Below are 22,647 nucleotides of genomic sequence, written 5' to 3' on the forward strand. Positions count from 1 at the left end.
GGACCTGTAGCTCAGTTGGTTAGAGCGTCCGGCTGATAACCGGGAGGTCACAAGTTCGAATCTTGTCAGGTCCACCACTTTCTTTCGCAATAAACACCCCAGCGAGAGCCGAGTCGCCGCTGGGGTGTTTATTACTGTCTCCGTGGGGGTTTAGCTCAGCTGGGAGAGCGCGGGCTTTGCAAGCCTGAGGTCAGGGGTTCGATCCCCCTAACCTCCACCATGATGGACCTGTAGCTCAGTTGGTTAGAGCGTCCGGCTGATAACCGGGAGGTCACAAGTTCGAATCTTGTCAGGTCCACCATCAAAACTGTGAAGAGCCCTGGGGCGTTGCCTCGGGGCTTTTTTCTTGTCTGTGATAAATCTCATTTTGGTTTTGTGTGCTGTGCGAAAGATTGGGTAGTATAGCTATTCAATGCGGCGACCCTGCCGTGTGTTAACCGCTACGTACCGGAGGTGTTCCATGGTTCGTGTCGACATAGAGACCATCGTCATGGCCGCCGGTCCCGTGCCATCGCTTATCGTGCTTCGCGAGCGCTGCAGCAAATCGGACTCGTCCGCGCCGTTGCGTTCCCTTTCCATTCAGACTGGTTCGTTTGAGGCTGCTGCCATTAGCCGTGGCATCGATAGCGGCCGCGCCGAGCGCCCGATTACCCATGACCTGCTGCTCGATACTGTTAGTGCCCTGGGCGCCAAGCTCGAGCGCATCGAGATCGTTCGCGCCGAGCCGCCGGTGTTCTACGCGACGATCGTCGTACTGGCCGATGGTGACGAGCGCAAGATCGACGCCCGTCCCAGTGATGCCATTGCCCTTGCCGTGCGCAGCAATGCCCCCATGTTTGTGGAGGATGACATCATGAATCGCCTGGGCACCGTTTCTGCCCATGCCGAGGAAGTTGACGACGAGCAGGAGTTCGAGAAGTTCGACGAGTTCGTCCATACGCTCTCCCCCGATGACTTCTAAATGCGGGGCGGCCAGGATGCGGAGCGTTCGCTGATGGCCGGCGGTATGTCGGCCGAGGCGGCTGCGATCGCCCGCGAGGCCCAGATGCGCTCGGAGGCTTCTGAGGCGGCTCGCATTGCCTATGTGACGCAGGCCCGCACGCTTCGCGAACGCCGCTGCTCGTTTATCAAGATGGTTGTCATCTCCGCCCTTGTCGCGGCAATCTGCTCGCGCCTTCGTGGTACAGTTGGTGCGCTTGGGTTTTCGATCTCTACGGGCCTCGTGATCTGGGGCGTGGTCGATGCGGTAATGCTGACCAGTCAGATCAAGGTGCTCGATAAGCGCGCGATGGATATGATGCGCGCCCGCGACGCTGCCGCCAAGATCGCCGCCGAGGCACAAGAACTGTAACGACGCCAGACTCGATGGGAAGGTCTAAAGATGGCACAGGATATGCAGGACGCCGGTAACGTCTCCGCCGAGCTCGACGCCATGGTGTGCGATCTGATTGGCGCCTTTTTGGACGACCTGGCCGCGGGCGAGAACCCGGGCGTGGTTGTGGCGATCGAGGACGCTGCTTCCAACCGATATCTGGCGGCGCTCGACGAGGACGGCGAAGAGGCGTGCCTGGAGGCGGCTACCAACTTTATTTCCGAGCACAAGATGGGTCTTAAGGACGAGGGCCTGGGCCGTATCGCCCGCTATGCCATCGGCTACACCGGCTGCGTCGAGATTGACGGCGGCTATCACGATGCTCTGCTCGTGAGCTTCTTCGAAACCACGCTCGAGAGCGGTTTTTCGGCATATGTGCTGTATGAGGGCATGGGCGCCGGCGATGGTTTTATGTGGAGCGACCCTGAACCTGCAGGTGAGGAAACCCCTCTCATCTAAAATCGCTAAAATAAACGAGTTTTCGGTAAAAGGCTCAATATTCCCGCCGAGCGTTGCATTGCTGGGTGGGTCGCATACGCGTGCCGGTTGTATATAGATAGAAGATAGGGGAACTACATGCGCGTAGACAATCTGAGGAACATCGCCATCATCGCTCACGTCGACCACGGCAAGACGACGATGGTCGACAAGCTCCTGCGTGCCACGGACGCCTTCCGTGCCAACCAGCAGGTCGAGGACCGCGTCCTGGATTCCAACGACCAGGAGCGCGAGCGCGGCATTACGATTCTCGCCAAGAACATCTCTATCGAGTACAAGGACGTTAAGATCAACGTCATCGACACCCCGGGCCACGCCGACTTTGGCGGCGAGGTCGAGCGCGTGCTGCGTATGGCCGACGGCGCCCTGCTGCTGGTCGACGCCTTTGAGGGCCCCATGCCCCAGACCCGCTTCGTGCTGCGTCACGCTATCGACACCGGCCTCAAGATCATGATCGTCATCAACAAGATCGACCGCCCGGGTGCTAACCCCGAGAAGGCCTACAACGACTGCCTGGACCTTATGGCCGACCTGGGCGCCACCGACGACCAGCTTGAGTTTGCCATGGAGCACGTGGTCTACGCCAGCGCCATGAATGGCTTTGCCCGCCTTGACCCCAACGACGGCAATATGGACATGTACCCGCTGCTCGACATGATCATCGACGATATGCCCGCGCCCGAGGTCGACGAGAACGCCCCGCTGGCCATGCAGTGCGTGACCATCGACCACTCCAACTTTGTTGGCCGTATCGGCATCGGTCGCGTGTACTCCGGCACCATCCACCAGGGCGACCAGATCCTGGTTGTCAAGAACGACGGCTCCAGCGCTACCGCCACCGTCAAGCAGCTCTTTACCTTCGACTACCTGGGCCGTACCGAGTGCCAGGAAGTCGGCGCCGGCGATATCGCTGCTGTCGTGGGTATTGACCGCACCGATATCGGCGATGTTTACACCGACCCCGAGAACCCCGTCGAGCTCGAGCCCATCGAGATCGACCCGCCGACCCTGTCCATCGTCTTTGAAGCTTCGACCTCCCCGCTCGTCGGTCGCGACGGCGACATCGTGGGCGCCCGTCAGCTCAAGGAGCGCCTGTTCAACGAGGCCGAGAACAACGTGACCATGAAGATCGAGGAGCTCGAGGACAAGAGCGGCGTCGAGGTCTCGGGCCGCGGCATCCTGCACCTGTCCGTCCTGATGGAGTCCATGCGCCGCGAGGGCTTTGAGTTCCAGGTCGGCCGTCCCCGCGTTCTGTTTAAGAAGGACGAGAACGGCAACAAGATGGAGCCTGTCGAGCAGGCCGTCGTCGAGTGCCCGGACGAGTACTCGGGCAAGGTCGTTGAGGTCTTCGGTACCTCCGGCGGCATCATGACGAGCATGGACACCTCGGGCATCGTGACGCACCTCGAGTTCAAGATCCCGACGCGCGGCATCATGGGTCTTAAGAACCGCATCATGAACGTCACCCACGGCGAGGGCGTGTTCTACCACACCTTCCTGGAGTATGGTCCTTACGCCGGCGAGATCGGTAACCGTCAGAACGGTGCCATGATCTCCATGACCACCGAGAAGGCCGTTGCCTATGCCCTGGGTACGCTGCAGGAGCGCGGCCAGCTGTTTGTTGAGCCGGGCACCGAGTGCTACGAGGGCATGATCGTGGGCGAGCGCAGCAAGGCCGGCGACATGGTCGTCAACATCGCCCGTACCAAGAACCTGGGCAACCAGCGTTCCTCGACCTCCGATATCTCCGTCCAGCTGGTGCCGCCCCGCACCTTCTCGCTGGAGGAGGCGCTGGAGTACATCGCCGACGACGAGCTGGTCGAGATCACACCCAAGAACATTCGCCTGCGCAAGCGTCTGCTCAACGCCACCGACCGCAAGAAGGCTGCCGTCCGCGCCGGTCAGGTCAACAAATAAACGCTGGGGCTTATAACCGCCAATAAGAAAGGGCGTCGACCGCAATGGTCGGCGCCCTTTTTTGGTGCAAGGGGACAGGTTCGCTTGCACCACGGTGAAGGAGGTTATCCCCTCCGATCGGCTTTCTGGTCAAAGTTAAGTTGTTTAAACATATACATAACTCTACAGAATATAACTGCTTTAATGCAAAACCGTTAACAGATAAATATCAACTGGTATTAAATTAAAAGACCTTTTGACCTGCGGCTTACATGATTGGTATCTATATTATATTTTATGCATGTGGCATAGACGAACCGTCTTAGAAGACGCTCCCCCAATGGGTTCTTGCAATGCGCTAGGTAGGTTCTCGTTGATGTTGGGGCTTGTGTTCGATCCGACGATTCGCCGTATTCCACACTGTGTTGTAGGAATTAAGGGACAACTATGGACGCACACCGCTCACGGTCGCTGGGTATGGCGGCCCTGATCTTCATTTTGATTAGCCTCACCGCCGCTGTTTTTCACGGTGCAGCCCCAGTGCGCGCCGAGGATGCAACGACGCCAACGCCGATTGCGATTGATGAGAATACGGCGGACGTTATGGTCGGGCTGTATGCCGATAAGGATCGTCAGCAGCCTCTCGGTAAAGAGGGCTCACCCTCGATTACGACAACCGATACAATTTACGGTTTTATGGAAGCTCGTTTTCATGAGAATTGTGGGCCTACACCTGAAAGGCTTGAGGCGATTTATACCTTTCCTGAGTCGATTGTCGTGAAGGACAACGCGGGCGGCGACTTGATGACTGATGATACCGAGAATGCGCAAAAGATGGGAACTTGGCGCATCGAAAAGAACAAGGTCATTTTTAAATACGCCCCCAGCTATCTCAACGCCAATCCATCTTCACTTTACGTAAAGGTTAAATTCGAATTCAAGCTCAAAGACAAAAATCTGGATGATGGGTCAAAAGTCGAATTGAGATTTCCGGGCGTTGGCGAAGCTGTACCTATCGAGATTCAAGATGGCGCGGTCGAGGGAAGTAAGTCGGGTGTCTTTTCTCAAGATGGCACTACTGGAATTGCCAAGATAACTTGGACTATCAATCTGAGTGTTAAGTCGTATGCAACGGATGTAGTGCTGGTTGATACACTCGGCGACTACCTGAAATTTGACCAAAACAGCTTCAAGCTTGATGGAAATCCGATCGGTTCGTCCGTGAGTAATGAGGGGAAAGAGGCAACGTTGTCGCTGGGTAGCCTTTCTAAGGGCGACCATACCGTTACGTACGAAACGACAGTTAGTGCGGACCTACCGTCCACTAATGGTATGCCTATGCAAGGCAAGAACGGCGTGCAGGCAACCTGGGGAAAGGCAAATCCTCGACAATCTCTTTCGATTGAAGGTGCCTCGAATTCATTTCAGTATGACATGATTAAAAAAGAGGCCGGCTCCGGAACGCCGTCTGCTATTACTTGGAAGGTTGTACTCAACAAGGGGTCTCTCAAGGCCGATATGACCGGCTATACCTTCACTGATAGGCTCGATGGCAAACAAACTTATATTGGCAAATACGCGGTCTACAAGGGCGAGAATGCTGACGAAGCTAAAAAGGTCGGTGAGGGAACACCGGGTGAGTCGGAGGATTCATTCAGCTATACGTTTAATCCAAAAGAGGGCGACCGGTATGCGACCTATTGCATCGTCTATCAAACCAAGCTGAAAGATGAGAAATCCTACGAAAAGGTAAGCAACACGGCAACCGTGAAAAAAGAAGATTCAGATCAGCCCTCTGGAGAAAGTACCGAATACTATGCTCGCCCTTGGACGGGCAAGACCATAAGCAAAAAACTGCTTAATAAGGATGAGGCGTCGCGGACCGGAAGGGCAACTTGGCAATTACGCGTAGAGCTCCGTGATTACGTAAATGCGAAAAACCCAGAATCCGTTCTTATCAAAGATACCATGCTGGCGGCTTGGAAGCAGACCATGGGCCCGGATACCACTGGCGGTCAATCGCATGTAGTTGCCATCGGGGACACCGAATTGGACCAAGGTGTCGACTGGGACTTTGAGCGAGGCGCAGATCCGTCACAGGGCAGCAACCAGCATAACTGCAATATCCGAATAACCATTACGGATAAAGTCAAAGAAGCACTGGATAAGTCCCCTGAAGTGGTTATTACGTATAAAACGGTGACCGACGCACTTCCTGGTTGGTACTCCAACTTCGCCTCTGTCGATGGGTTTAGCGGCTATTCTGATTTCGTTTTTTACTACGTTGAAGACGAAACGGAGCCTTCGGTTGAGAAGAGCGTAAAAATAAATGAAGACGGCTCGCAAGCACGGTGGGATGAGACGTTTGACTGGAAATCAGTGGATGGCTCGAACGACAAAGGTGCGTGGATTGTCGACTGGACTGTCTATGCCAATCGAGCTAAGACGCCTGCCGGTGAGTATTATGGCGCAGGCAGGCTCAATGGCAAGGATGTCGTTGTTAAAGATGAGCTTCCTGATGGAATGAGTTATATCCCCGGTTCGGCTAAATATTCTTTGTATTCAAATCCCTACAGGACGGCGGTGCCCGGCCACGAATGGGAACATGAGAGAGAAAAAACCGAGGCTTCGGGTGTCTTGCTGACGCCTGCCGTTGATCGTCGAGCAGTTACGTTTTCGATTCCAACGGAAAAGTTGGGTAACAATACAGGCTATGTGAAGCTGACGTATGCAACTGCTGTCAAGAGGTCAGTGGTCGACACGTCAAAGAACCTCGGCGAGCTTACGAACTCGGCGAGTGCGAGCTCGGATAATAAGGAATTTAAGGCGGGCTCTGATACCGTACAGATCAAGAACGACGTATTGTCAAAGACCGGTGCGTCAGTAAGTAATAGTAAACGAATTCACTACACAATTTTTGTTAATGAATCGGCGCTAGACCTAAAAGGCGGAACCGACTACCTCGATCTATATGATGTGATGGATTCTAAGTGAACGTTTATTCCCTCGTCGCTTAGCGTATCTGAGCACGATAACGGCGAATGGCGTGTGCTGACAAAAGAAAAATACGGGACGGCTCTTGACTCGATTGGCGAGGGCGCTGGAAAGCAGCAGCGATTGACGTTGAGGCTTCCCGATGAGAAATACCTGAAAGTCGAATATGAAGTTCTGTCCGGTGAGTCTGGTAACGTTTCCCTTTCCAACGAGGCTCAGCTTGAAGGTGTTGCAGACGGGTATGTTAAACACGAGCGTAAATATGACATAGATGCCGGCGCATCGGGAGGCGGAACGGGGTACGGCATTGTGGTCCACAAAGTGGATGAAAAGGACGTTACTGCGCCGTTGGCTGGGGCCACGTTCACACTCTATGCGATTGACATGGACAAGGTGCAGAGCGGTGCCGGTGTTGATGACGCAAAGACGGCTTTTTCTACCGAAACGACCGACTCTAACGGAAACGCGACTTTTGGAACGAGTTCGGACGCCATGGCTTCCTGCAAGCTTTACTGCCTCGAGGAGACGACGGCGCCTGCTGGATATCGCGTCGCCCAACCAACATGGATTCTGCTCAAAGGCAACGCGGACGAGGAGCAATACGAGCGAGCCATGAACAGGGCGAAATCTCTGCTTGATGCCAATACGGAGATAACGTCAGATGTAGAGATTTGGGTGTATGACGCGCCCCTTGAAGGCAAAGCGACGATAAAAGCAAATAAAGTGCTTAAAGGCGGAACCTTCAGGGAAGGTCAGTTCTCGTTCGCGCTTAAGGACGCCGAGGGCAAAGTGCTCCAGACGGCGACCAATAACGCAGAGGGCAATGTCTCCTTCAACGTCAAGTACAACAAGGCCGGCGAGTATCGCTACATCATCTCCGAGGTTGTTCCCGAGGGCGCCGAGAACAATGTCAAGGATCACATCACCTATGACAGGACCGAGTATAGGGTCATGGTTAACGTGGTCAACGGTACGAATCAGCTCGACACCACCGTCACCTATGGCGAGGGTTCCTCGACCCCGCCGACCTTTACCAACAGGTACTCGACTACGCTACCTGAGGCGGGCGGGGCTGGTTTGACTATGACGTATTTAGCTGGTGCTTCGATGCTGTGTTTTGCTGCGACATGGATGCATGCTCGTCGCCATCGCGATCAAGGTCGAGGTGGTAGCCGTGAGTAGGCTTTGCCGCCGCTTGTTGGCTATCGCGACAATAGTTACGGTCGCAATGCTCTCTTTTGCGATGTTGCCCGGGATGGCCCGCGCGGCAGGCACTGGAGCCATTACGGTGGACGGTACGGTTGCGACGCGGTATGACGCGTACCAGCTCTTTTCGGCGACCGTTGTCGACGATGCCGATGCCGACCAAAAGGTCGCAACTGATGTAGCGTGGGCGAATGACACGGTTCGCCAAGCTGCCCTTCCCGTGCTTCATGATGCAGGGCTTGATAACTCGGCATCGACGGCGCAAGCGGCTGCCGAATGGCTGAATGCCGACGGGCATATGACGACCGCGCTGACGGCAAAACTTGCCCGCGCGATATGCAATGCCGGTGCCGCTTCTGTGTCCCTTAACGCGGGCACGACGGCCGAGCTGCCCTGCGGCTACTGGCTCATCGTCGGCGACGATGACGCCATCGCCCAGGGCGAGGCCGGCACCGCGCCGATCATGGCCCTGGTGGGCGGCAGCGCCGTCACCGTCAAGCCCAAGGCGGCGACCCCCAAGGTCCAAAAGCATGTGCTGGAGGACAGCGCCGCCGCCTGGCAGAAGGCCGCCGACGCCACGGTCGCCGACGACCTGTACTGGCGCCTCTCTGCCACGGTCCCGGCGGGTCTTACCGCCTACGGCACCTATACGGTGCGGTTCGTCGACACCATGAGCGCGGGGCTCGACCCCTCCAAGGTGGCCGCGAGCATGCGCGTGTACGTGGCGGCGGGCGCGGACGGCGGCTTCGACGCCGTCCCGGCCGGCGGGGACGGCCGCGCCGGCACCGAGACCACGAAGGGCTGGACCGACATCACGGCCCAGTGCGCCACCAAGGTAGCGGCGGACGGAACCTTCACCGTGCGCACCGGCGACCTCATCGCCGCGCTCGGCGGGGCCGACGCCTTTACCGCGGGCGCCCGCGTGGTCGCCGTGTACAATGCACCGCTCAACAGCGCGTGCAACCACGGCATCGCGAAGGGCAACCCCAACGAGGTCTACCTGCGCTACCCGCGCTCTCCCTTTGCCGACCAGTCCGGCGAAGCCGGCTTCACCCGCACGCCGAGCGACGATGCGTGCGCCTACACCTTGGGACTCAGTCTGATCAAGCGTTCAAGCGCAGACGATAAGCCGCTCGCGGGTGCCAAACTGCGCATCATCGATGACCGCGGCCGCATCCTAACGACTGACGGCACGTGGTCGACGGATGCCGATGCGTGCGTCACCACGGGCGCGGACGGCCATGTGGAATTGACCGGTGTGGACGCGGGCGTCTACACCGTCGAGGAGGTCGAGGCTCCCAAGGGATACACCGCCTTTGAGGGCAAACGAACGGTAACGGTTACGTCTGAGGGCCTGGACGTTAAGCAAGTGGCAGCCGCGAAGCCCAAGGTGACCGTGTCGGCCGAAAGTCCTCTGCGGGTTGATACCGCCGATGCCGGGACGGGTTCGATTGAGCTGTCGGTGCTCAACACCCCAAGCAAAGAAGCAAGTCGAGGCTTTATGCCCTCGACGGGAGATAGAACGTTGGTGCTGGTTGCGGTTTTGGCTGCCATCGGAGTGACGGCTATTGTTGTCGCGCTCGTCATCAAGCGGGGAGGCGGTCGTCGTGAAAAATAATTGCCCCCTTTTTTGCTCAATGGCGAACTGCCTCCGTAGCGAGTGACGCGCAGGCCTACCGACCTGATGATCATTGGTTTTGAAAAAGTTACTAGAGAACCCTCCAAGAAAAGCGGGGCACCCGGTCGATACGACCGGGTGCCCCGCTTCGTTTGTTGGTGCAAAGTAACCTGACCCCTTTGCACCACCACAAAGGCGCCTGTCCCCTTTGTGGTGGTTGGCGGCTAAGCGGTGGGGAGTTCTGGCGTGTTAACCGGCTGCTGCGGCTTGAGGTGGGCGTTGCGCCAGATGATTTGGATGATGTAGCCGAGCATAAAGACAAAGGCCACGCCGCTGATGAAGCCGCCTACGAGGGGAAGCCCCGTGAGGGCGCCTGCAATCACGCCGCCGATGGCTGCCATGGCGTAGCGGTTTTGGTTGTGTCCGACCATGCGGGAGATCGCGCACCCCGCAAAGGCGCTCGACACCAGCGCGATGCCAATAACGCCGCACATGAGGGCTCCGGCAAGCGACAGACCAGCGATAGAGATAATTAGCAGTAGGACGGCGGGGACGATAGCAATCGTACCCAGAAGACCGCTCACCCACAGGGGCACGGGGCGCTGGTGGAGCATACCGGCGGCGCTGGCAGTCGCACGCGGAAAGACGAGCTCGAGCAGCAGAGCGACAAAGCAGGTCGAGAGTGCCGCGGCGACGATACCGCCGATGACATCGTTAACGGTGGAAGTATCCTCGTTCTCGGTGCGGTCGATCTTGAGTGCGCCGACCTCGGCTCCCGCGGCGCGCTCGGGGTCCTCGGAGACGTGCGCGTTCACGGTGCCGGTGATGTGGGCGTTCTTGCCCAGGATGAGCTTGTCGGCCCAAACCTCGACATCGCCATCGACGGTGCCATCGATGGTTACCGTATCGCCCGCGAGCGCTGCCGACTTGGTGGAGCCTCGCAAGGCAACCGTCTCGCCTATCGCGTAGAAACAGTTAGCGGTGCTGTCGGAATTGAGAACGACATGCTGGCCAGCAACGGTCACGCTGCCATCAACCGTGGTCTTGGCAATGTCGATGGTGCGTGCCGCCAGACGGACGGCGCCGCCCACCGTGCAGTCGCGGATCGAGAGAGTATCGCCCGTGGCGATGATATCGCGGTCGATGGACGTATCGTCCAAGTTGAGGGCCTGACCTGCCCAGTACAGGTCACCTTCGACGCCGGACGGATTGGCGTCATTGTCGGTCGCAAGTACGTTGCCTGCGGTGTCCGTGCCGGCGAACGACGCCGTGGGAAGCGCGGTGATCGCCAGAGCGATGAGCGCGAATGCCATAAGCAGGCAGCGACGCATCTTGTGTGACGGCGCCGCCGCGGTTTGATTGAAAGCCATGGTTGATCCTTTTGTTAGGTGTTCGGCATATACCTAACAGGGTACCCAACGCGCGGGCGCTCTAAAAGAACCTCTCGGTTGCATTTCGAAGGGTCGTGCCGTGCTGTCTACTTTTTACGGTGCAAAAAGCGCGCGATATCTTCTTCGGTGGGGCTTTTGATGTCAAAGCGCAGCGAGAGCCAGCGCAGACCCATGGTCACGACAACGCATACGACCAGCGCGGCGACATTGCTGACCAAGCCACTCATAACGAGACACACATAGCTTGTCGATCCGGCGATGGCCGCGATGGCATAAAAGTTAGTGCGTTGGAAAATGCCCGGAACCACGCCCATAAAGCCGTCGCGCAGCATGCCGCCGCCCACCGCGGTGAAAAAGCCCATCATGATGCACACCGCCGGTGCAAAGCCGTAAACCAGTGCCTTGTCTGCGCCGGTTGCCGCATAGATGCCGACCGAGATGATGTCGAGCAAGGGGATGAGTTTTTCGGGCTTGTCGACGATTGCCGGGAAAATGTAGATGATGGCTGCCGTGGCGATGGAGAGCGGCAGCGCCATTGGCTGGTTGAGGATGTAGACGTTGCCCACCTGCAGCGTCATATCGCGCAAAAGACCGCCGCCCAGACCGCAGACCACGGCGAGCGCAACTGCACCCACCAGGTCGAGCTTGTGCTCGCGCGCAACCAGCACACCCGAGATCGATGCAGCGACAACAGCGAACATCTCGAGCCAAAACGGAATGGCGACCATGGCATCCGATGCATGTGAGGTAATGGTCATAGCGGCGGCGACGGGCAAGATGGGGTCCTTTGGATCGTGGGTTTAGACAATGCCCGTACATAGTACATGGTTGACGGGTCTGGCGACCCTATTGCTCGGTAAACGGTCGGGACCGGGTGGGGGCATGGCGTTGCTGGAATGCCAGGGGTCCAGAACATGTACGTCACCCTCCAAAAACGACATTTTCCGACATCTTTGGAGGCTGACGTACATGTTTGGATTGAGCTCACAGCATGAGGGAGTTGATTTACTCACATCCGGTATATTTCCCCACTTCAACGGACATAAGAGTTGGATACCGGCTCAGAGCGAGAGGCCCTCAATGGATACCCCTGTTCTCATTTCGCATAAAACCGCATGGCTTGTCCATCATGCACCCCAGAATTTGGTTCAGTCTCTTGCGCGGCACGACTACCAGATAGGCGCACAAGGCATCTCCACCCAGCAACGTGTTGCGCGCATACGACAGGCCCTTACCGACTGCGGCATTCCGTCCGATATGCTTAAGACTATCGATATCGCGGTTGTATTCGAATTTGAGCGAATTCGTACCAAAGGCGTCGTTTGCCACATTCTTGGACAAAATCTTCCCTACGAGCATATTAACGAGTTGACGCCCGGAATCTTCATCACCGACGAAGCCTTCACCTTCGCGCTCGCTGCCGAGTGGATGGATAGGATCGAATATCTCGAATATGGCTATGAAGTTTGCGGCGATTATCGCATGAGGCTCAATCCCGCCGACCCTTATACCGAGCAACCAGCCACCACCTCCAAGGATGAAATAACCGAACTGCTCGATCGGCACCCCGGCAAACCCGGTGCCACACGTGCACGGCTTGCGCTCAGGCACATCTACGATCACTCGGCCTCGCCTATGGAGACCGCTTCGGCAATCGCCCTCTCGCTCCCAACAAGCGAAGGCGGCGTTGGCATCCGAGGTATCGAACTCAACAAACCGCTCGAGATCCCTCAACGTCTCTGGCATTGCGCCAAAGCTCGAACGCTCAAAATCGATGCGCTCGTGACCTATAAGCGCAGGGAGCTCGGTATCGAATATAAGGGCGGTTTTCACGATGAGCTCGAGCGCAAGGGAGCAGATGCGGAGCGAGAGGCCGTTCTCTCCCAAATGGGATATCGAATCGTTACGCTCACTTCGGCTCAGTTCAGTAGTCAGCTCGCCTTTCACCGCGCCATGAACAACATTCGCGAAGCACTCGGCATGCCTCGCTGTACCGACACCGGGTACCAGAGAAAACAAAACGAACTACGCAAGGCACTTATCCGCAACTGGAAAAGCATGCGAGACGAGGAGGCACCTTCCGAATAGTGTCGCTCCCGTGAGCTCAATCCAAACGTGTACGTCAGCCTCCAAAGATGTCGAAAAATGTCGTTTTTGGAGGCTGACGTACACGTTTGGGGAAGCGCGGGATCGAGATGTATTTCGATAACAAAAAAGCTCCCATTCTTGGGAGCTTTCTCAATCTAAATGGCGGAGGAGGAGGGATTCGAACCCTCGTGACCTTATACAGGCCAAACGGTTTTCGAGACCGCCGCATTCAACCACTCTGCCACCCCTCCGCGTGGGGTAAAAACAAAGCAGGCTCGAAGGCCTGCTTTGGAATTAACTGGCGGAGAGTCAGGGATTTGAACCCTGGAGACGCTTTTGACGCCTACACGATTTCCAATCGTGCTCCTTCGGCCACTCGGACAACTCTCCGTTAAATGCGAAAGTCAGTATACACGAGGAATCGCAAAGTGCAAACAGAAAAGTTGGCATTTTTTAAAACGCTTGGCCTCGCTTGGCGGTGCAGTGGGGTTTGAGGCGCCAAAAAACGGCTTCCGACCAGCGTGGTTGATCAACTCAATTGTTCAAAAGGGGTATTTATAAGCGACTTGGCAATGAATTAAAAAATCTTTGGGTGGTGCTGTGGACCACTGGTATGCATTTCGCGACCACAGCCTTGTGCCCGTTGACCTGCGGCTTGGCTCGGCTTGTCCCCGCGGCACCGTATCTTGTCCACAAATCCGTCAAGCTCTTGGTCGGCATTTGGTTGGAATGCGCATGAAACGTGGTGCGAGCATGGGCATATGTGGAGGTCATGAGGTTGTAGCTGCATATTCTTGCGGCCTGGGAGATTGAAAGATATTATTACCAAGTCTTTTCCTGCTTCAGGCGCACCTTCACGACCTGAAGCCACATTTGCCCAGAGGAGGTGACAATATGAAGGCTTATGAACTGCTGTTCTTTGTTGACCCGTCGCTCGACCCCGAGACTCGTCTCGCTGTTATGAAGCGTATCGATACCACGATCGCTGAGGGCGCTGGCAAGGTCGACTCCGTTGACGAGTGGGGCAAGCGCAAGCTCGCCTACGAGATCAACGACCTCACCGATGGTGACTACACCCTCATCAACTTCCACGCAGATCCTACCCAGATCGCCGAGCTTGATCGCGTCTTGCGCATCACCGACGCTGTGGTCCGCCACATGATCGTCCGTCGCGACGACCAGGAGTAAGACTGTCGTTTTGGACTGGGCTTGTGCCCCAAGAGGAAGTAGTGAGTTATGAGCATCAATCGAGTGAACATCACCGGTAACCTCACCCGCGATCCCGAGCTGCGCGCCACCGCCGGCGGAACCCAGGTTCTGTCCTTTGGCGTCGCCGTGAACGATCGTCGCCGCAACGCGCAGACTGGCGAGTGGGAGGACTATCCCAACTTTGTCGACTGCACCATGTTCGGCACCCGCGCCGAGGCCGTGAGCCGTTTCCTGGCAAAGGGAAACAAGGTCGCGATCGAGGGCAAGCTGCGCTACAGCTCTTGGGAGCGCGACGGCCAGCGCCGGAGCAAGCTTGAGGTCATCGTCGATGAGATCGAGTTTATGAGCTCCCGTGGTGGCCAGGGTGGCTACGATCAGGGCGGTTACGCCCCCGCAGCTCCCGCGCCCGCAGCACGTCCTGCCGCACCGGTGGCTACGCCGCCCGCGGTCGACGTCTACGATGAGGACATCCCGTTCTAAGGGTTGTTCACCTATTTTTGAGTGAGAGGCGGCTTCGGTTCGCCGAAGTTGCCAAATGAAAGGTATTTTGACATGGCTAATGATTTTTCTGCACGTCAGCCGCGTCGTAAGTACTGCCAGTTCTGCAAGGAGAACACTGAGTTCATCGACTATAAGGACACTCAGCTTCTCCGTAAGTACATGACCGACCGTGGCAAGATCAAGCCCCGTCGCGTCACTGGCGCTTGCACGCAGCATCAGCATGACATCGCCAACGCCATCAAGCGCGCCCGCGAGATGGCTCTCCTGCCGTACACCGTCCCCGTGGTTTCCTCTCGTGGCAACCGCGACCGCGGCTAAGAAGGGAGACGCATCATGAAGGTTATTCTTCTCGATGAGATCAAGGGCAAGGGCGGCGAGGGTGACGTCGTAGAGGTCGCTCAGGGTTACGCCGAGAACTTCCTGTTCCCCAAGAAGCTCGCTGTTGCCGCCACCAAGGGCAACCTCAAGCAGCTTGACGAGCGTCGCAACAACATCGCCAAGCGCGAGGCCGTCCGTCTGGCTACCGCCAACGAGACCAAGGCTGCCTTCGAGGGCAAGACGGTCACCGTTGACGTCAAGGTCGGCGACGAGGGCATCCTCTTTGGCTCCGTTACCGCCGCTATGATCGCTGACGCCATCAAGGCTCAGCTCGGTATGGACATCGACCGCAAGCGCGTCGAGCTCGGTAAGCCCATCAAGGTTGCCGGTGCCCACACCGTTGCCATCTCGCTGTACCGCGAGATCAAGGCCGAGGTTGTCGTTCTCGTCGGCGTTACCGCCGAGGAGCTTGCTGCCGAGGCTGAGGTCGAGGAGGCCGCTGAGGTCGCCGAGGCCGAGGCCGCCGAGGTCGAGACTGAGGCTGCTGCCGAGTAGCATTTGCTGCAACGCAACAATCTTGTTCTAAGAAGGGCGCTCTGGGAAACCAGGGCGCCCTTTTGTTTTTTGCGCTGAGTGAGTGTCATGGTGAACGTTGCGTCGAAGTCCTATATACAGGACCGTTCATCCGTTTGGTTCGGTGATGATTGGCGGCGCGCGGCGCGTTTTGGGACCGTGGCTGATACTATGGATGCTCGCAAGCGATATGAATGAGGATGCTCATGGCATATGACGATAGGGAGACCGGGCTGACGGTTGAGGACCGCGGCTCAAAGTTGGGTCTTCCCCAAAACCAAGATGCAGAGGCCAATGTACTGGCCGCTATGCTGCTATCGCCCGAGGTGGTCGAAGAGGCCCAGGTCGAGCTGCAGCCCGATGACTTCTACCGGCCCATTCATAAGACCATCTATACCGCGATGGTCGATATGTACAACAGCCGCATTCCCATCGACTCCATTTCGCTGATCGATTACCTGCGAAGCATCAACAAGCTCGATGCCGTGGGCGGCGAAGCGTACATTTTGGAGTTGATGGGTCAGACCTTGTCGCTCGTCAACTGGCAGCACCATGCCGCCATCGTTCGCCGCGATTCGATGCTGCGTGAGTTGATCGGCGCCACCAACGAGATCAACGCGCTGGCCTATAACGCCCCCACCGACACCAAAGAGGTCGTGGAGCTAGCCGAGAGCAAGCTGCTCAAAGTCACGGCACGCGAGGTCAAGTCGAGCTACAAGACGCTGACCGAGTTTATGGTCGAGGCCTATAACGAGGCCGAGGAAGTGTGCCAGGCCGGTGGCCAGGCCGCGGGCGTGCCCACGGGCTTCCCATCGCTCGACCGCATGCTCATGGGTTTTCGCGAGGGCCAGCTCATCATCATCGGCGCCCGCCCCGCCGTGGGTAAGACGTCGTTCGCCCTAAACCTGGCGCTCAACGCTGCCGCTGCTGGTTATACCGTCGGCTTCTTCTCGCTGGAGATGTCGGGCAAGGAAATTGCCCAGCGTCTGATTTGCGCCTACGCCATGATCTCGATCAGTGACTTCCGCATGGGCCGCATTAGTCCCGAGCAGTGGGCCAATATCAACGAGGCCACGCAGACCTTGTCCAAGCTCGATATTCTGATTGACGATACGCCCGGCACCACAGTGACCGAGATTCGCGCCAAGAGCCGCCGCATGCTCCATAACAAGGAGAAGGCAATCATCATCCTGGACTACCTGCAGCTGGTGAGTCCTCCGCCGGGACGCCGCTCCGAGAGCCGTACCGTCGAGGTTTCGGAGATGTCGCGTGGTCTGAAGATCATGGCCAAGGAGCTCAAGATCCCGCTCATCGCGCTGTCACAGCTCTCGCGTCAGGTCGAATCCCGTACCGGCAAGCGCCCGCAGCTTTCCGACCTTCGTGAATCGGGCTCCATCGAGCAGGACGCCGATATCGTTATGTTCTTGGACCGCTCCGCCGACGAGGCCGAAGCCTCGCGCGACGATCGACCCGACGAGGGCGTTACACGTATCGTCGTGGCCAAGAACCGTTCGGGCCCGATCGGCGACGTCGACCTGATGTTCCTGCCGGCATCCACCAAGTTCTATGAGCTTGATGGGGCACATGCCGAGGAGTAGGACAGGCGCCCGTTGCACGGGTATACTGGGAATGTTTTGTGCTTCTGCGTGCCGGCATGGCGCGTAGACAGTCCATGAATGTAAGGAGTAAACATGCCGTCAACCGTTTTGGTCGGTGCCCAGTGGGGCGATGAGGGCAAGGGTAAGATTTGCGACCTGGTCGCCGGCGACTTCGATGCCGTCGTGCGCTACTCGGGCGGCAACAACGCCGGTCACACCATCGTCGTCAACGGCAAGAAGTACGGCCTGCACCAGGTGCCTTCCGGCATCATGTATTCCGACCACGTGTCGGTGATCGGTAACGGCTGCGTCGTCAACCCCAAGGTTGTCCTTGAGGAGATCGACATGTTCGAGGCCGACGGCATCACCACCAAGAACCTCAAGATTAGCGGCAACGCGCATGTCATCATGCCGTACCACATCGATCTGGATGGCGCCTTTGAGCAGAAGCTCGGCAAGAAGAACATCGGTACCACCAAGCGCGGCATCGGTCCGTGCTATCAGGACAAGATGGCCCGCATTGGCCTGCGCATGCAGGACATGCTGGACGAGGCGCTGTTCCGCGACAAGCTGGAGACCGCTCTCGCCCGCGTGAACCCCGAGCTCGAGCTCATCTACAACCTGCCCACCTACACCGTGGACCAGATTTGCGACGAGTACCTGCCGATGGCCGAGCGCCTGCGCCCCTACATCACCGAGACGAGCCTGCTGCTCAACAACATGATCGATGAGGGCAAGGACCTGCTGTTTGAGGGCGCCCAGGCGACGCTGCTCGACATCGACCACGGCACCTATCCGTACGTGACGTCTTCCAACTGCACCGCCGGCGGCGCCATCACCGGCTCCGGCGTGGGCATGAAGAACGTCGACCGCGTGTTGGGCGTCATGAAGGCCTATATCACCCGCGTCGGTTCGGGCCCCATGCCCACCGAGCTTTCCTATGAGTCCGAGGCCGGTCACACGCTGACCGAGGAGGGCTATGAGTACGGCGTGACCACCGGTCGCCGTCGTCGTTGCGGCTGGTTTGACGGCCCCATCGCCAACTATGCCTCGCGCGTCAACGGCCTCACCGACATCGCCCTGACCAAGCTCGACGTGCTTTCGGCCTTCGACACCATCAAGGTGTGCGTGGCCTACGACGTCGATGGCGAGCGCTACACCAGCGTGCCCGAGCACCAGGTGCGCTTTGAGCATGCCAAGCCCATCTACGAGGAGCTCCCTGGCTGGAAGTGTGACATCACCGGTTGCCGCAGCTTTGACGAGCTGCCGCAAGAGGCTCAGGACTACGTGGCGTTTATCGAGGATCTGGCACACACCCGCGTGACGTTCATTGGCGTTGGCGCTGGTCGCGAGCAGATCATCAACCGATTCTGGAAGTAATCGGGACTATTTGGTTATTGCGATATACCCCTTTGCAGCCCGGGCGGGCGGCCGAGGGGTATATTTGCTTGCAAAGGGCTCGCGCGGAGCGGGCCATTCATCCATAGAGGAGGCACCCTTGAAGGCGGACACTCAAACCATCGACATCCTGTTGTTGGGCAGCGGCGGCCGTGAGCATGCTTTGGCAGCTAAGCTCGCAGCATCACCGCGCGCCGGCAAGCTCTACATTGCGCCGGGTAACGGCGGCACCGCGAGCTGCGGCGAGAACGTTGTTCTCGACGACTGCGATTCTGCGGCCGTGGCGGCGTTTGCTCAGAGCCACGGATGCGGACTCGTGGTAATTGGCCCCGAGGCTCCGCTCGTGGCGGGCGTGGCCGACGCCGTGCGCGCGGCGGGTATTCCCTGCTTTGGCCCGGGTGCCGAGGGCGCCCAGATGGAGGGCTCCAAGCTGTTCTCCAAGCAGCTCATGGAGCGTGCGGGCATTCCGACGGCAGCCTACGGCTCGTTTACCGACGAGGCTTCGGCTCTTGCCTATGTGCGTGAGCAGGGCGCTCCGCTAGTCGTCAAGGCCGACGGCCTTGCCGCGGGCAAGGGCGTTATCGTGGCGACCGAACTTGAGCAGGCCGAGGAGGCCGTGCGCGAGTGCTTTGGCGGCACCTTTGGCGATGCCGGCAACACCGTGGTTATTGAGGAGATGCTCGTTGGTCCCGAGTGCTCGCTGCTGGCCTTTACCGACGGCAAGACCGTGCGCCCCATGGCCACCTCGCAGGACCACAAGCGCGCGCTCGAGGGCGACAAGGGCCCCAACACCGGCGGCATGGGCGTCTACAGCCCGGTGCCCATCGTGACCGACGAGGAGCACGCCACGATGGTGAAGGTCATGGAGCAGACCGTGGCCGAGCTTGCTGCCGAGGGCATCGACTACCGCGGCTGCCTGTATGGCGGCTTTATGCTCACCCCCGCCGGCCCCAAGGTACTGGAGTTCAACGCCCGCTTTGGTGATCCCGAGACTCAGGTCGTGCTGCCGCGCCTTAAGAACGACCTGGTCGAGGTCATGCTGGCTTGTGCCAACTGCGAGCTCGATCAGATCGAACTCGACTGGCGCGACGAGTGGGCCGTGGCCGTTGTCCTGACGAGCGCGGGCTACCCCGGCAGCTACGAGAAGGGCAAGGTCATCACCGGTATTGAGGATGCCGAGGCCATGGAGAACGTGACCGTGTACCACGCGGGCACCGCCGTGGTGGACGGCCAGCTCGTAACCAATGGTGGCCGCGTGCTTGCCGTGACCGCTCTGGGCGACACGTTCGAGAACGCTCGCAACCTTGCCTACGAGGCCTGCGAGAAGATTGATTTTGAGGGCAAGACCCTGCGTCACGACATCGGCCTGCGCGCGCTGCGCGGTCGCGACGCCTGGGATGCCTAAAATCCGAGAGGAATGAGACGGATGGACGAGAAGAACGAAGAGCTCGTGGACGCGCAGATCGTCGAGGAGGACAGCCGCATGTATGGGCACGCCGAGGGCGAGCCTGGTGGCGAGGTCGCTGACGAGCCGGCGCTGGTGCTGGGCGACGACGACCCGCACGATGCCGAGCTGCACGAGAAGATTCTTTCGGAGGAGTGTGCCTGGAAGGGCAAGATCCTCGACGTCCACCGTCTTGAGGTTGAGCTGCCCAACGGTCACCGCAGCGCCCGCGATATCGTTCGCCATCCGGGTGCGGCGGCCGTTGTGGCACTGACCGAGAGCGGCAAGATCGTACTGGTGCGTCAGTACCGCACCGCCATCGACCGCGTGACGGTCGAGATTCCCGCCGGCAAGCTCGATCCAGGCGAGGACCCGCTCGATTGCGCCAAGCGCGAACTGCATGAGGAGACGGGCTTTAGGGCTGGTCGTATTCGCTTTTTGACGTCGATTGTCACGTCCTGCGGTTTTTGCGATGAGATTATCCACATCTACTTGGCTACCAAGCTCGAGTTTGATGCGCCCAACCCCGATGATGACGAGTTTGTCAACGTGGACCTGGTGCCGCTGCACGAGCTGATCGACGCCGTGCTCGACGGCAAGATCGAAGACGCCAAGACCGTCGTAGGCGCCTTGGCCTGCGATAGCATCGCGCACAGGCTGGGCGGAACTGAGCTTTAAAAGCGAGGGCGACCCTGGGGCAAACACTACTGATTATTTTGCCCCAGGGTCTTACGTTATTGTTTTATCTCCGAGGACTGCATGTTTAGAAGATTCTTGTCTTATTACGAGCCCCAGATGGGGCTTTTTGTTGCTGATACTGTTTGTGCTCTGGTGCTTGCTGCCATTGACCTTGCGTTTCCTATTATTCTGCGCAATTTGACCGGTGGGCTATTTACTCAGGGTCAGGCTGCCATTATGCAGGCGCTCGGCATGATCGCGGTGGGCTTGGTGCTGATGTATGTCGTCCGCTGCGCCTGCCGCTATTTTGTGAGCTATTGGGGTCACGTGATGGGCGCGCGCATGGAGTCCAAGATGCGCGAGGACCTGTTTGACCAGTATGAGCGCTTTAGCTTTGCGTACTTCGACCGCAACAGCTCTGGCGACATGATGAGCCGCGTGGTCAACGACCTGTTCGATATCTGCGAGGCGGCGCACCACGTGCCCGAGTGGATCATCATCTGCGGCATCGAGATTATCGGCTCGTTTGTGATCCTCTTTACCATCGCCCCGGTGCTGGCGCTCGCCATGGCCGTGGTGACGGCGGCGTTTGCGGTCATCATGTTTTGGCAGAACATGCGCATGCGCGAGGTCTTTAGCGACAACCGCAAAAAGATCAGCGGCATCAATGCTCAGCTGCAGGATTCGCTGGCGGGCATGCGCGTGGTCAAGAGCTTTGCCAATGAGGAGACCGAACGCTTCAAGTTCCGCGCCTCCAACAATCGCTATCTTTCGTCCAAGGAAAACATGTATCACGCCATGGGCGTCTATACCGCGACGTATGGCCTGCTCTCGGGCGTGCTGTACGTGATCGTGGTGCTGCTGGGCGGCTGGCTGGTCGCCCAGGGACAGCTGCAGGCGGTCGATATGGCGACCTTTGCGCTCTACATTTCGCTGTTCTGCACGCCGCTCGAGACACTCGTCAATTCGGCCGAAACGTATCAGAAGGCTATCGCCGGCTTTAAGCGTATGGACGAGGTGCTCTCGACCGCGCCGGATATCCAGGACAAGCCGGGCGCTACGGATCTGCAGGTGACTGCCGGCGCCGTGGAGTATCACGACGTGTGCTTTAACTACGAGGATGTTGAGCTGGGCGAGGGCGATGCCGACGAGCGTCCCGTTATCGACCATATGGACCTGTCCATCAAGCCCGGGCAGACCATCGCTTTGGTTGGCCCTTCGGGCGGTGGCAAGTCCACGACCTGTTCGCTGCTGCCGCGCTTTTATGACGTGGCTGCCGGATCCATTAGCATCGACGGCCAAGACGTGCGCGATGTGACGCAGCAGAGCCTGCGCCGTGCCATCGGCCTGGTGCAGCAGGATGTCTATCTGTTTGACGGTACGATCGGCGAGAACATCGCCTACGGCAAGCCGGGTGCTACGGCAGAAGAGATCGCCGAGGCCGCCCGTCGCGCCAACATCGATGCCTTTATCGAGTCGCTTCCACAGGGCTATGACACGGTCGTGGGCGAGCGCGGCAGCCGTCTTTCGGGCGGACAGAAGCAGCGCGTTGCCATCGCGCGTGTGTTTCTCAAGAACCCCAAAATCTTGATCTTGGACGAGGCGACGAGTGCTTTGGATAACGAGAGCGAGGAGGCGGTTCAGGAGTCGCTCGAAGAGCTGTCACGCGGCCGTACCACGATCATCATCGCCCACCGTCTCTCGACCATTAAGCATGCCGACGAGATTGCGACTGTTGAGCATGGTCGCGTTGTGGAGCGTGGCACGCACGAGGAGCTTCTCGCCCGTGGCGGCACCTATGCCCGTTACTATCGAATGCAGTTCGAAGGTGCGCGTGCGCACGAGCTCGACTGATTGATATGACA

The 22,647-nt window shown here is 58.3% G+C and carries 19 protein-coding genes and 5 tRNA genes; 20 read left to right on the top strand and 4 right to left on the bottom strand.

Annotation, left to right across the window (positions count from 1 at the left end; all coding sequences use genetic code 11):
• The 10 genes from ABCP74_RS03070 (at position 1) to ABCP74_RS03115 (ending at position 9,584) form a co-directional block, all read left to right on the top strand.
• Positions 1-77, top strand: a tRNA-Ile gene (locus ABCP74_RS03070).
• A 67-nt stretch (positions 78-144) separates the two neighbouring features.
• A tRNA-Ala gene (locus tag ABCP74_RS03075) sits at positions 145-220 on the top strand.
• A gap of 4 nt (positions 221-224) precedes the next feature.
• A tRNA-Ile gene (locus ABCP74_RS03080) sits at positions 225-301 on the top strand.
• A 159-nt stretch (positions 302-460) separates the two neighbouring features.
• On the top strand, positions 461-961 hold the full coding sequence (locus tag ABCP74_RS03085) for a bifunctional nuclease family protein (RefSeq protein ID WP_343000767.1): 501 nt from the start codon (positions 461-463) through the stop codon (positions 959-961).
• Positions 962-1,351 carry a hypothetical protein gene (locus ABCP74_RS03090; RefSeq protein WP_343004406.1) on the top strand — a complete coding sequence of 130 codons (390 nt, stop codon included), beginning with the start codon at positions 962-964 and terminating at the stop codon, positions 1,349-1,351. It begins immediately after the preceding gene.
• A gap of 30 nt (positions 1,352-1,381) precedes the next feature.
• Positions 1,382-1,831 carry a hypothetical protein gene (locus tag ABCP74_RS03095; protein WP_089572580.1) on the top strand — a complete coding sequence of 150 codons (450 nt, stop codon included), beginning with the start codon at positions 1,382-1,384 and terminating at the stop codon, positions 1,829-1,831.
• A gap of 117 nt (positions 1,832-1,948) precedes the next feature.
• On the top strand, positions 1,949-3,787 hold the full coding sequence (typA, locus tag ABCP74_RS03100) for a translational GTPase TypA (protein WP_006235837.1): 1,839 nt from the start codon (positions 1,949-1,951) through the stop codon (positions 3,785-3,787).
• 426 nt (positions 3,788-4,213) lie between these two features.
• Positions 4,214-6,760 carry a hypothetical protein gene (locus tag ABCP74_RS03105; protein ID WP_343000765.1) on the top strand — a complete coding sequence of 849 codons (2,547 nt, stop codon included), beginning with the start codon at positions 4,214-4,216 and terminating at the stop codon, positions 6,758-6,760.
• A gap of 54 nt (positions 6,761-6,814) precedes the next feature.
• Positions 6,815-7,942, top strand: a complete 1,128-nt coding sequence (locus tag ABCP74_RS03110) for a Spy0128 family protein (protein ID WP_343000764.1) — start codon at positions 6,815-6,817, stop codon at positions 7,940-7,942.
• Positions 7,935-9,584 (top strand): SpaA isopeptide-forming pilin-related protein, encoded by a 1,650-nt coding sequence (locus ABCP74_RS03115; protein WP_343000763.1) that lies wholly within the window; start codon positions 7,935-7,937, stop codon positions 9,582-9,584. Before ABCP74_RS03110 ends, ABCP74_RS03115 begins: the two co-directional genes overlap by 8 nt.
• A 224-nt stretch (positions 9,585-9,808) precedes the next feature.
• Here the strand turns inward: ABCP74_RS03115 and ABCP74_RS03120 are convergent, their stop codons facing one another.
• Positions 9,809-10,954, bottom strand: a complete 1,146-nt coding sequence (locus ABCP74_RS03120) for a DUF8173 domain-containing protein (protein WP_343000762.1) — start codon at positions 10,952-10,954, stop codon at positions 9,809-9,811.
• A gap of 107 nt (positions 10,955-11,061) precedes the next feature.
• On the bottom strand, positions 11,062-11,751 hold the full coding sequence (locus ABCP74_RS03125) for a trimeric intracellular cation channel family protein (protein ID WP_343000761.1): 690 nt from the start codon (positions 11,749-11,751) through the stop codon (positions 11,062-11,064).
• Positions 11,752-12,055: 304 nt separating this feature from the next.
• Here ABCP74_RS03125 and ABCP74_RS03130 point away from each other — a divergent pair, with 304 nt between their 5' ends.
• Positions 12,056-13,063, top strand: coding sequence for a hypothetical protein (locus ABCP74_RS03130; protein WP_343000760.1), 1,008 nt, complete (start codon positions 12,056-12,058; stop codon positions 13,061-13,063).
• 160 nt (positions 13,064-13,223) lie between these two features.
• On the opposite strand, the gene ABCP74_RS03135 is transcribed toward ABCP74_RS03130, so the two are convergent.
• Together ABCP74_RS03135 and ABCP74_RS03140 are read right to left on the bottom strand one after the other, a co-directional pair.
• Positions 13,224-13,314: transfer RNA gene (locus tag ABCP74_RS03135), tRNA-Ser, on the bottom strand.
• Positions 13,315-13,362: 48 nt separating this feature from the next.
• Positions 13,363-13,453, bottom strand: a tRNA-Ser gene (locus tag ABCP74_RS03140).
• Positions 13,454-13,957: 504 nt separating this feature from the next.
• Here ABCP74_RS03140 and rpsF point away from each other — a divergent pair.
• The 9 genes from rpsF (at position 13,958) to ABCP74_RS03185 (ending at position 22,636) form a co-directional block, all read left to right on the top strand.
• Complete coding sequence (gene rpsF, locus ABCP74_RS03145) at positions 13,958-14,251, top strand: 30S ribosomal protein S6 (RefSeq protein WP_006235831.1); 294 nt, start codon at positions 13,958-13,960, stop codon at positions 14,249-14,251.
• Positions 14,252-14,299: 48 nt separating this feature from the next.
• Positions 14,300-14,752 carry a single-stranded DNA-binding protein gene (locus ABCP74_RS03150; protein WP_006235830.1) on the top strand — a complete coding sequence of 151 codons (453 nt, stop codon included), beginning with the start codon at positions 14,300-14,302 and terminating at the stop codon, positions 14,750-14,752.
• Positions 14,753-14,824: 72 nt separating this feature from the next.
• A complete protein-coding gene (gene rpsR / locus ABCP74_RS03155) occupies positions 14,825-15,091 on the top strand; it encodes a 30S ribosomal protein S18 (protein ID WP_006235829.1) in 267 nt (88 codons plus the stop codon).
• Between the two features lie 15 nt (positions 15,092-15,106).
• A complete protein-coding gene (gene rplI / locus ABCP74_RS03160) occupies positions 15,107-15,646 on the top strand; it encodes a 50S ribosomal protein L9 (RefSeq protein ID WP_343000759.1) in 540 nt (179 codons plus the stop codon).
• A gap of 218 nt (positions 15,647-15,864) precedes the next feature.
• The gene (dnaB, locus tag ABCP74_RS03165; RefSeq protein WP_006235827.1) at positions 15,865-17,262 is read left to right on the top strand and encodes a replicative DNA helicase; all 1,398 of its coding nucleotides are present in this window, start codon (positions 15,865-15,867) and stop codon (positions 17,260-17,262) included.
• A 93-nt stretch (positions 17,263-17,355) separates the two neighbouring features.
• Positions 17,356-18,642: an adenylosuccinate synthase gene (locus tag ABCP74_RS03170; RefSeq protein WP_055251352.1), complete on the top strand. Its 1,287-nt coding sequence runs from the start codon at positions 17,356-17,358 to the stop codon at positions 18,640-18,642.
• A gap of 118 nt (positions 18,643-18,760) precedes the next feature.
• Positions 18,761-20,065, top strand: a complete 1,305-nt coding sequence (purD, locus tag ABCP74_RS03175) for a phosphoribosylamine--glycine ligase (RefSeq protein WP_343000758.1) — start codon at positions 18,761-18,763, stop codon at positions 20,063-20,065.
• A gap of 21 nt (positions 20,066-20,086) precedes the next feature.
• On the top strand, positions 20,087-20,782 hold the full coding sequence (locus ABCP74_RS03180) for an NUDIX domain-containing protein (protein ID WP_195363837.1): 696 nt from the start codon (positions 20,087-20,089) through the stop codon (positions 20,780-20,782).
• 81 nt (positions 20,783-20,863) lie between these two features.
• Positions 20,864-22,636: an ABC transporter ATP-binding protein gene (locus ABCP74_RS03185; protein ID WP_343000757.1), complete on the top strand. Its 1,773-nt coding sequence runs from the start codon at positions 20,864-20,866 to the stop codon at positions 22,634-22,636.
• The last annotated feature ends 11 nt before the right edge of the window (positions 22,637-22,647 follow it).

The sequence above is a fragment of the Collinsella aerofaciens genome (genome assembly GCF_039062315.1).
Lineage (GTDB): Bacteria > Actinomycetota > Coriobacteriia > Coriobacteriales > Coriobacteriaceae > Collinsella > Collinsella aerofaciens_BG.

Excerpts from the sequence above, each read along its gene's own strand:
- ABCP74_RS03185 (WP_343000757.1), top strand. The coding sequence starts at position 20,864 with ATGTTTAGAAGATTCTTGTCTTATTACGAGCCCCAGATGGGGCTTTTT.
- rpsF (WP_006235831.1), top strand. The coding sequence starts at position 13,958 with ATGAAGGCTTATGAACTGCTGTTCTTTGTTGACCCGTCGCTCGACCCC.
- ABCP74_RS03105 (WP_343000765.1), top strand. The coding sequence starts at position 4,214 with ATGGACGCACACCGCTCACGGTCGCTGGGTATGGCGGCCCTGATCTTC.
- rpsR (WP_006235829.1), top strand. The coding sequence starts at position 14,825 with ATGGCTAATGATTTTTCTGCACGTCAGCCGCGTCGTAAGTACTGCCAG.
- typA (WP_006235837.1), top strand. The coding sequence starts at position 1,949 with ATGCGCGTAGACAATCTGAGGAACATCGCCATCATCGCTCACGTCGAC.
- ABCP74_RS03085 (WP_343000767.1), top strand. The coding sequence starts at position 461 with ATGGTTCGTGTCGACATAGAGACCATCGTCATGGCCGCCGGTCCCGTG.
- ABCP74_RS03090 (WP_343004406.1), top strand. The coding sequence starts at position 962 with ATGCGGGGCGGCCAGGATGCGGAGCGTTCGCTGATGGCCGGCGGTATG.
- dnaB (WP_006235827.1), top strand. The coding sequence starts at position 15,865 with ATGCTCATGGCATATGACGATAGGGAGACCGGGCTGACGGTTGAGGAC.
- ABCP74_RS03170 (WP_055251352.1), top strand. The coding sequence starts at position 17,356 with ATGCCGTCAACCGTTTTGGTCGGTGCCCAGTGGGGCGATGAGGGCAAG.
- rplI (WP_343000759.1), top strand. The coding sequence starts at position 15,107 with ATGAAGGTTATTCTTCTCGATGAGATCAAGGGCAAGGGCGGCGAGGGT.
- ABCP74_RS03095 (WP_089572580.1), top strand. The coding sequence starts at position 1,382 with ATGGCACAGGATATGCAGGACGCCGGTAACGTCTCCGCCGAGCTCGAC.
- ABCP74_RS03180 (WP_195363837.1), top strand. The coding sequence starts at position 20,087 with ATGGACGAGAAGAACGAAGAGCTCGTGGACGCGCAGATCGTCGAGGAG.
- ABCP74_RS03120 (WP_343000762.1), bottom strand. The coding sequence starts at position 10,954 with ATGGCTTTCAATCAAACCGCGGCGGCGCCGTCACACAAGATGCGTCGC.
- ABCP74_RS03150 (WP_006235830.1), top strand. The coding sequence starts at position 14,300 with ATGAGCATCAATCGAGTGAACATCACCGGTAACCTCACCCGCGATCCC.
- ABCP74_RS03130 (WP_343000760.1), top strand. The coding sequence starts at position 12,056 with ATGGATACCCCTGTTCTCATTTCGCATAAAACCGCATGGCTTGTCCAT.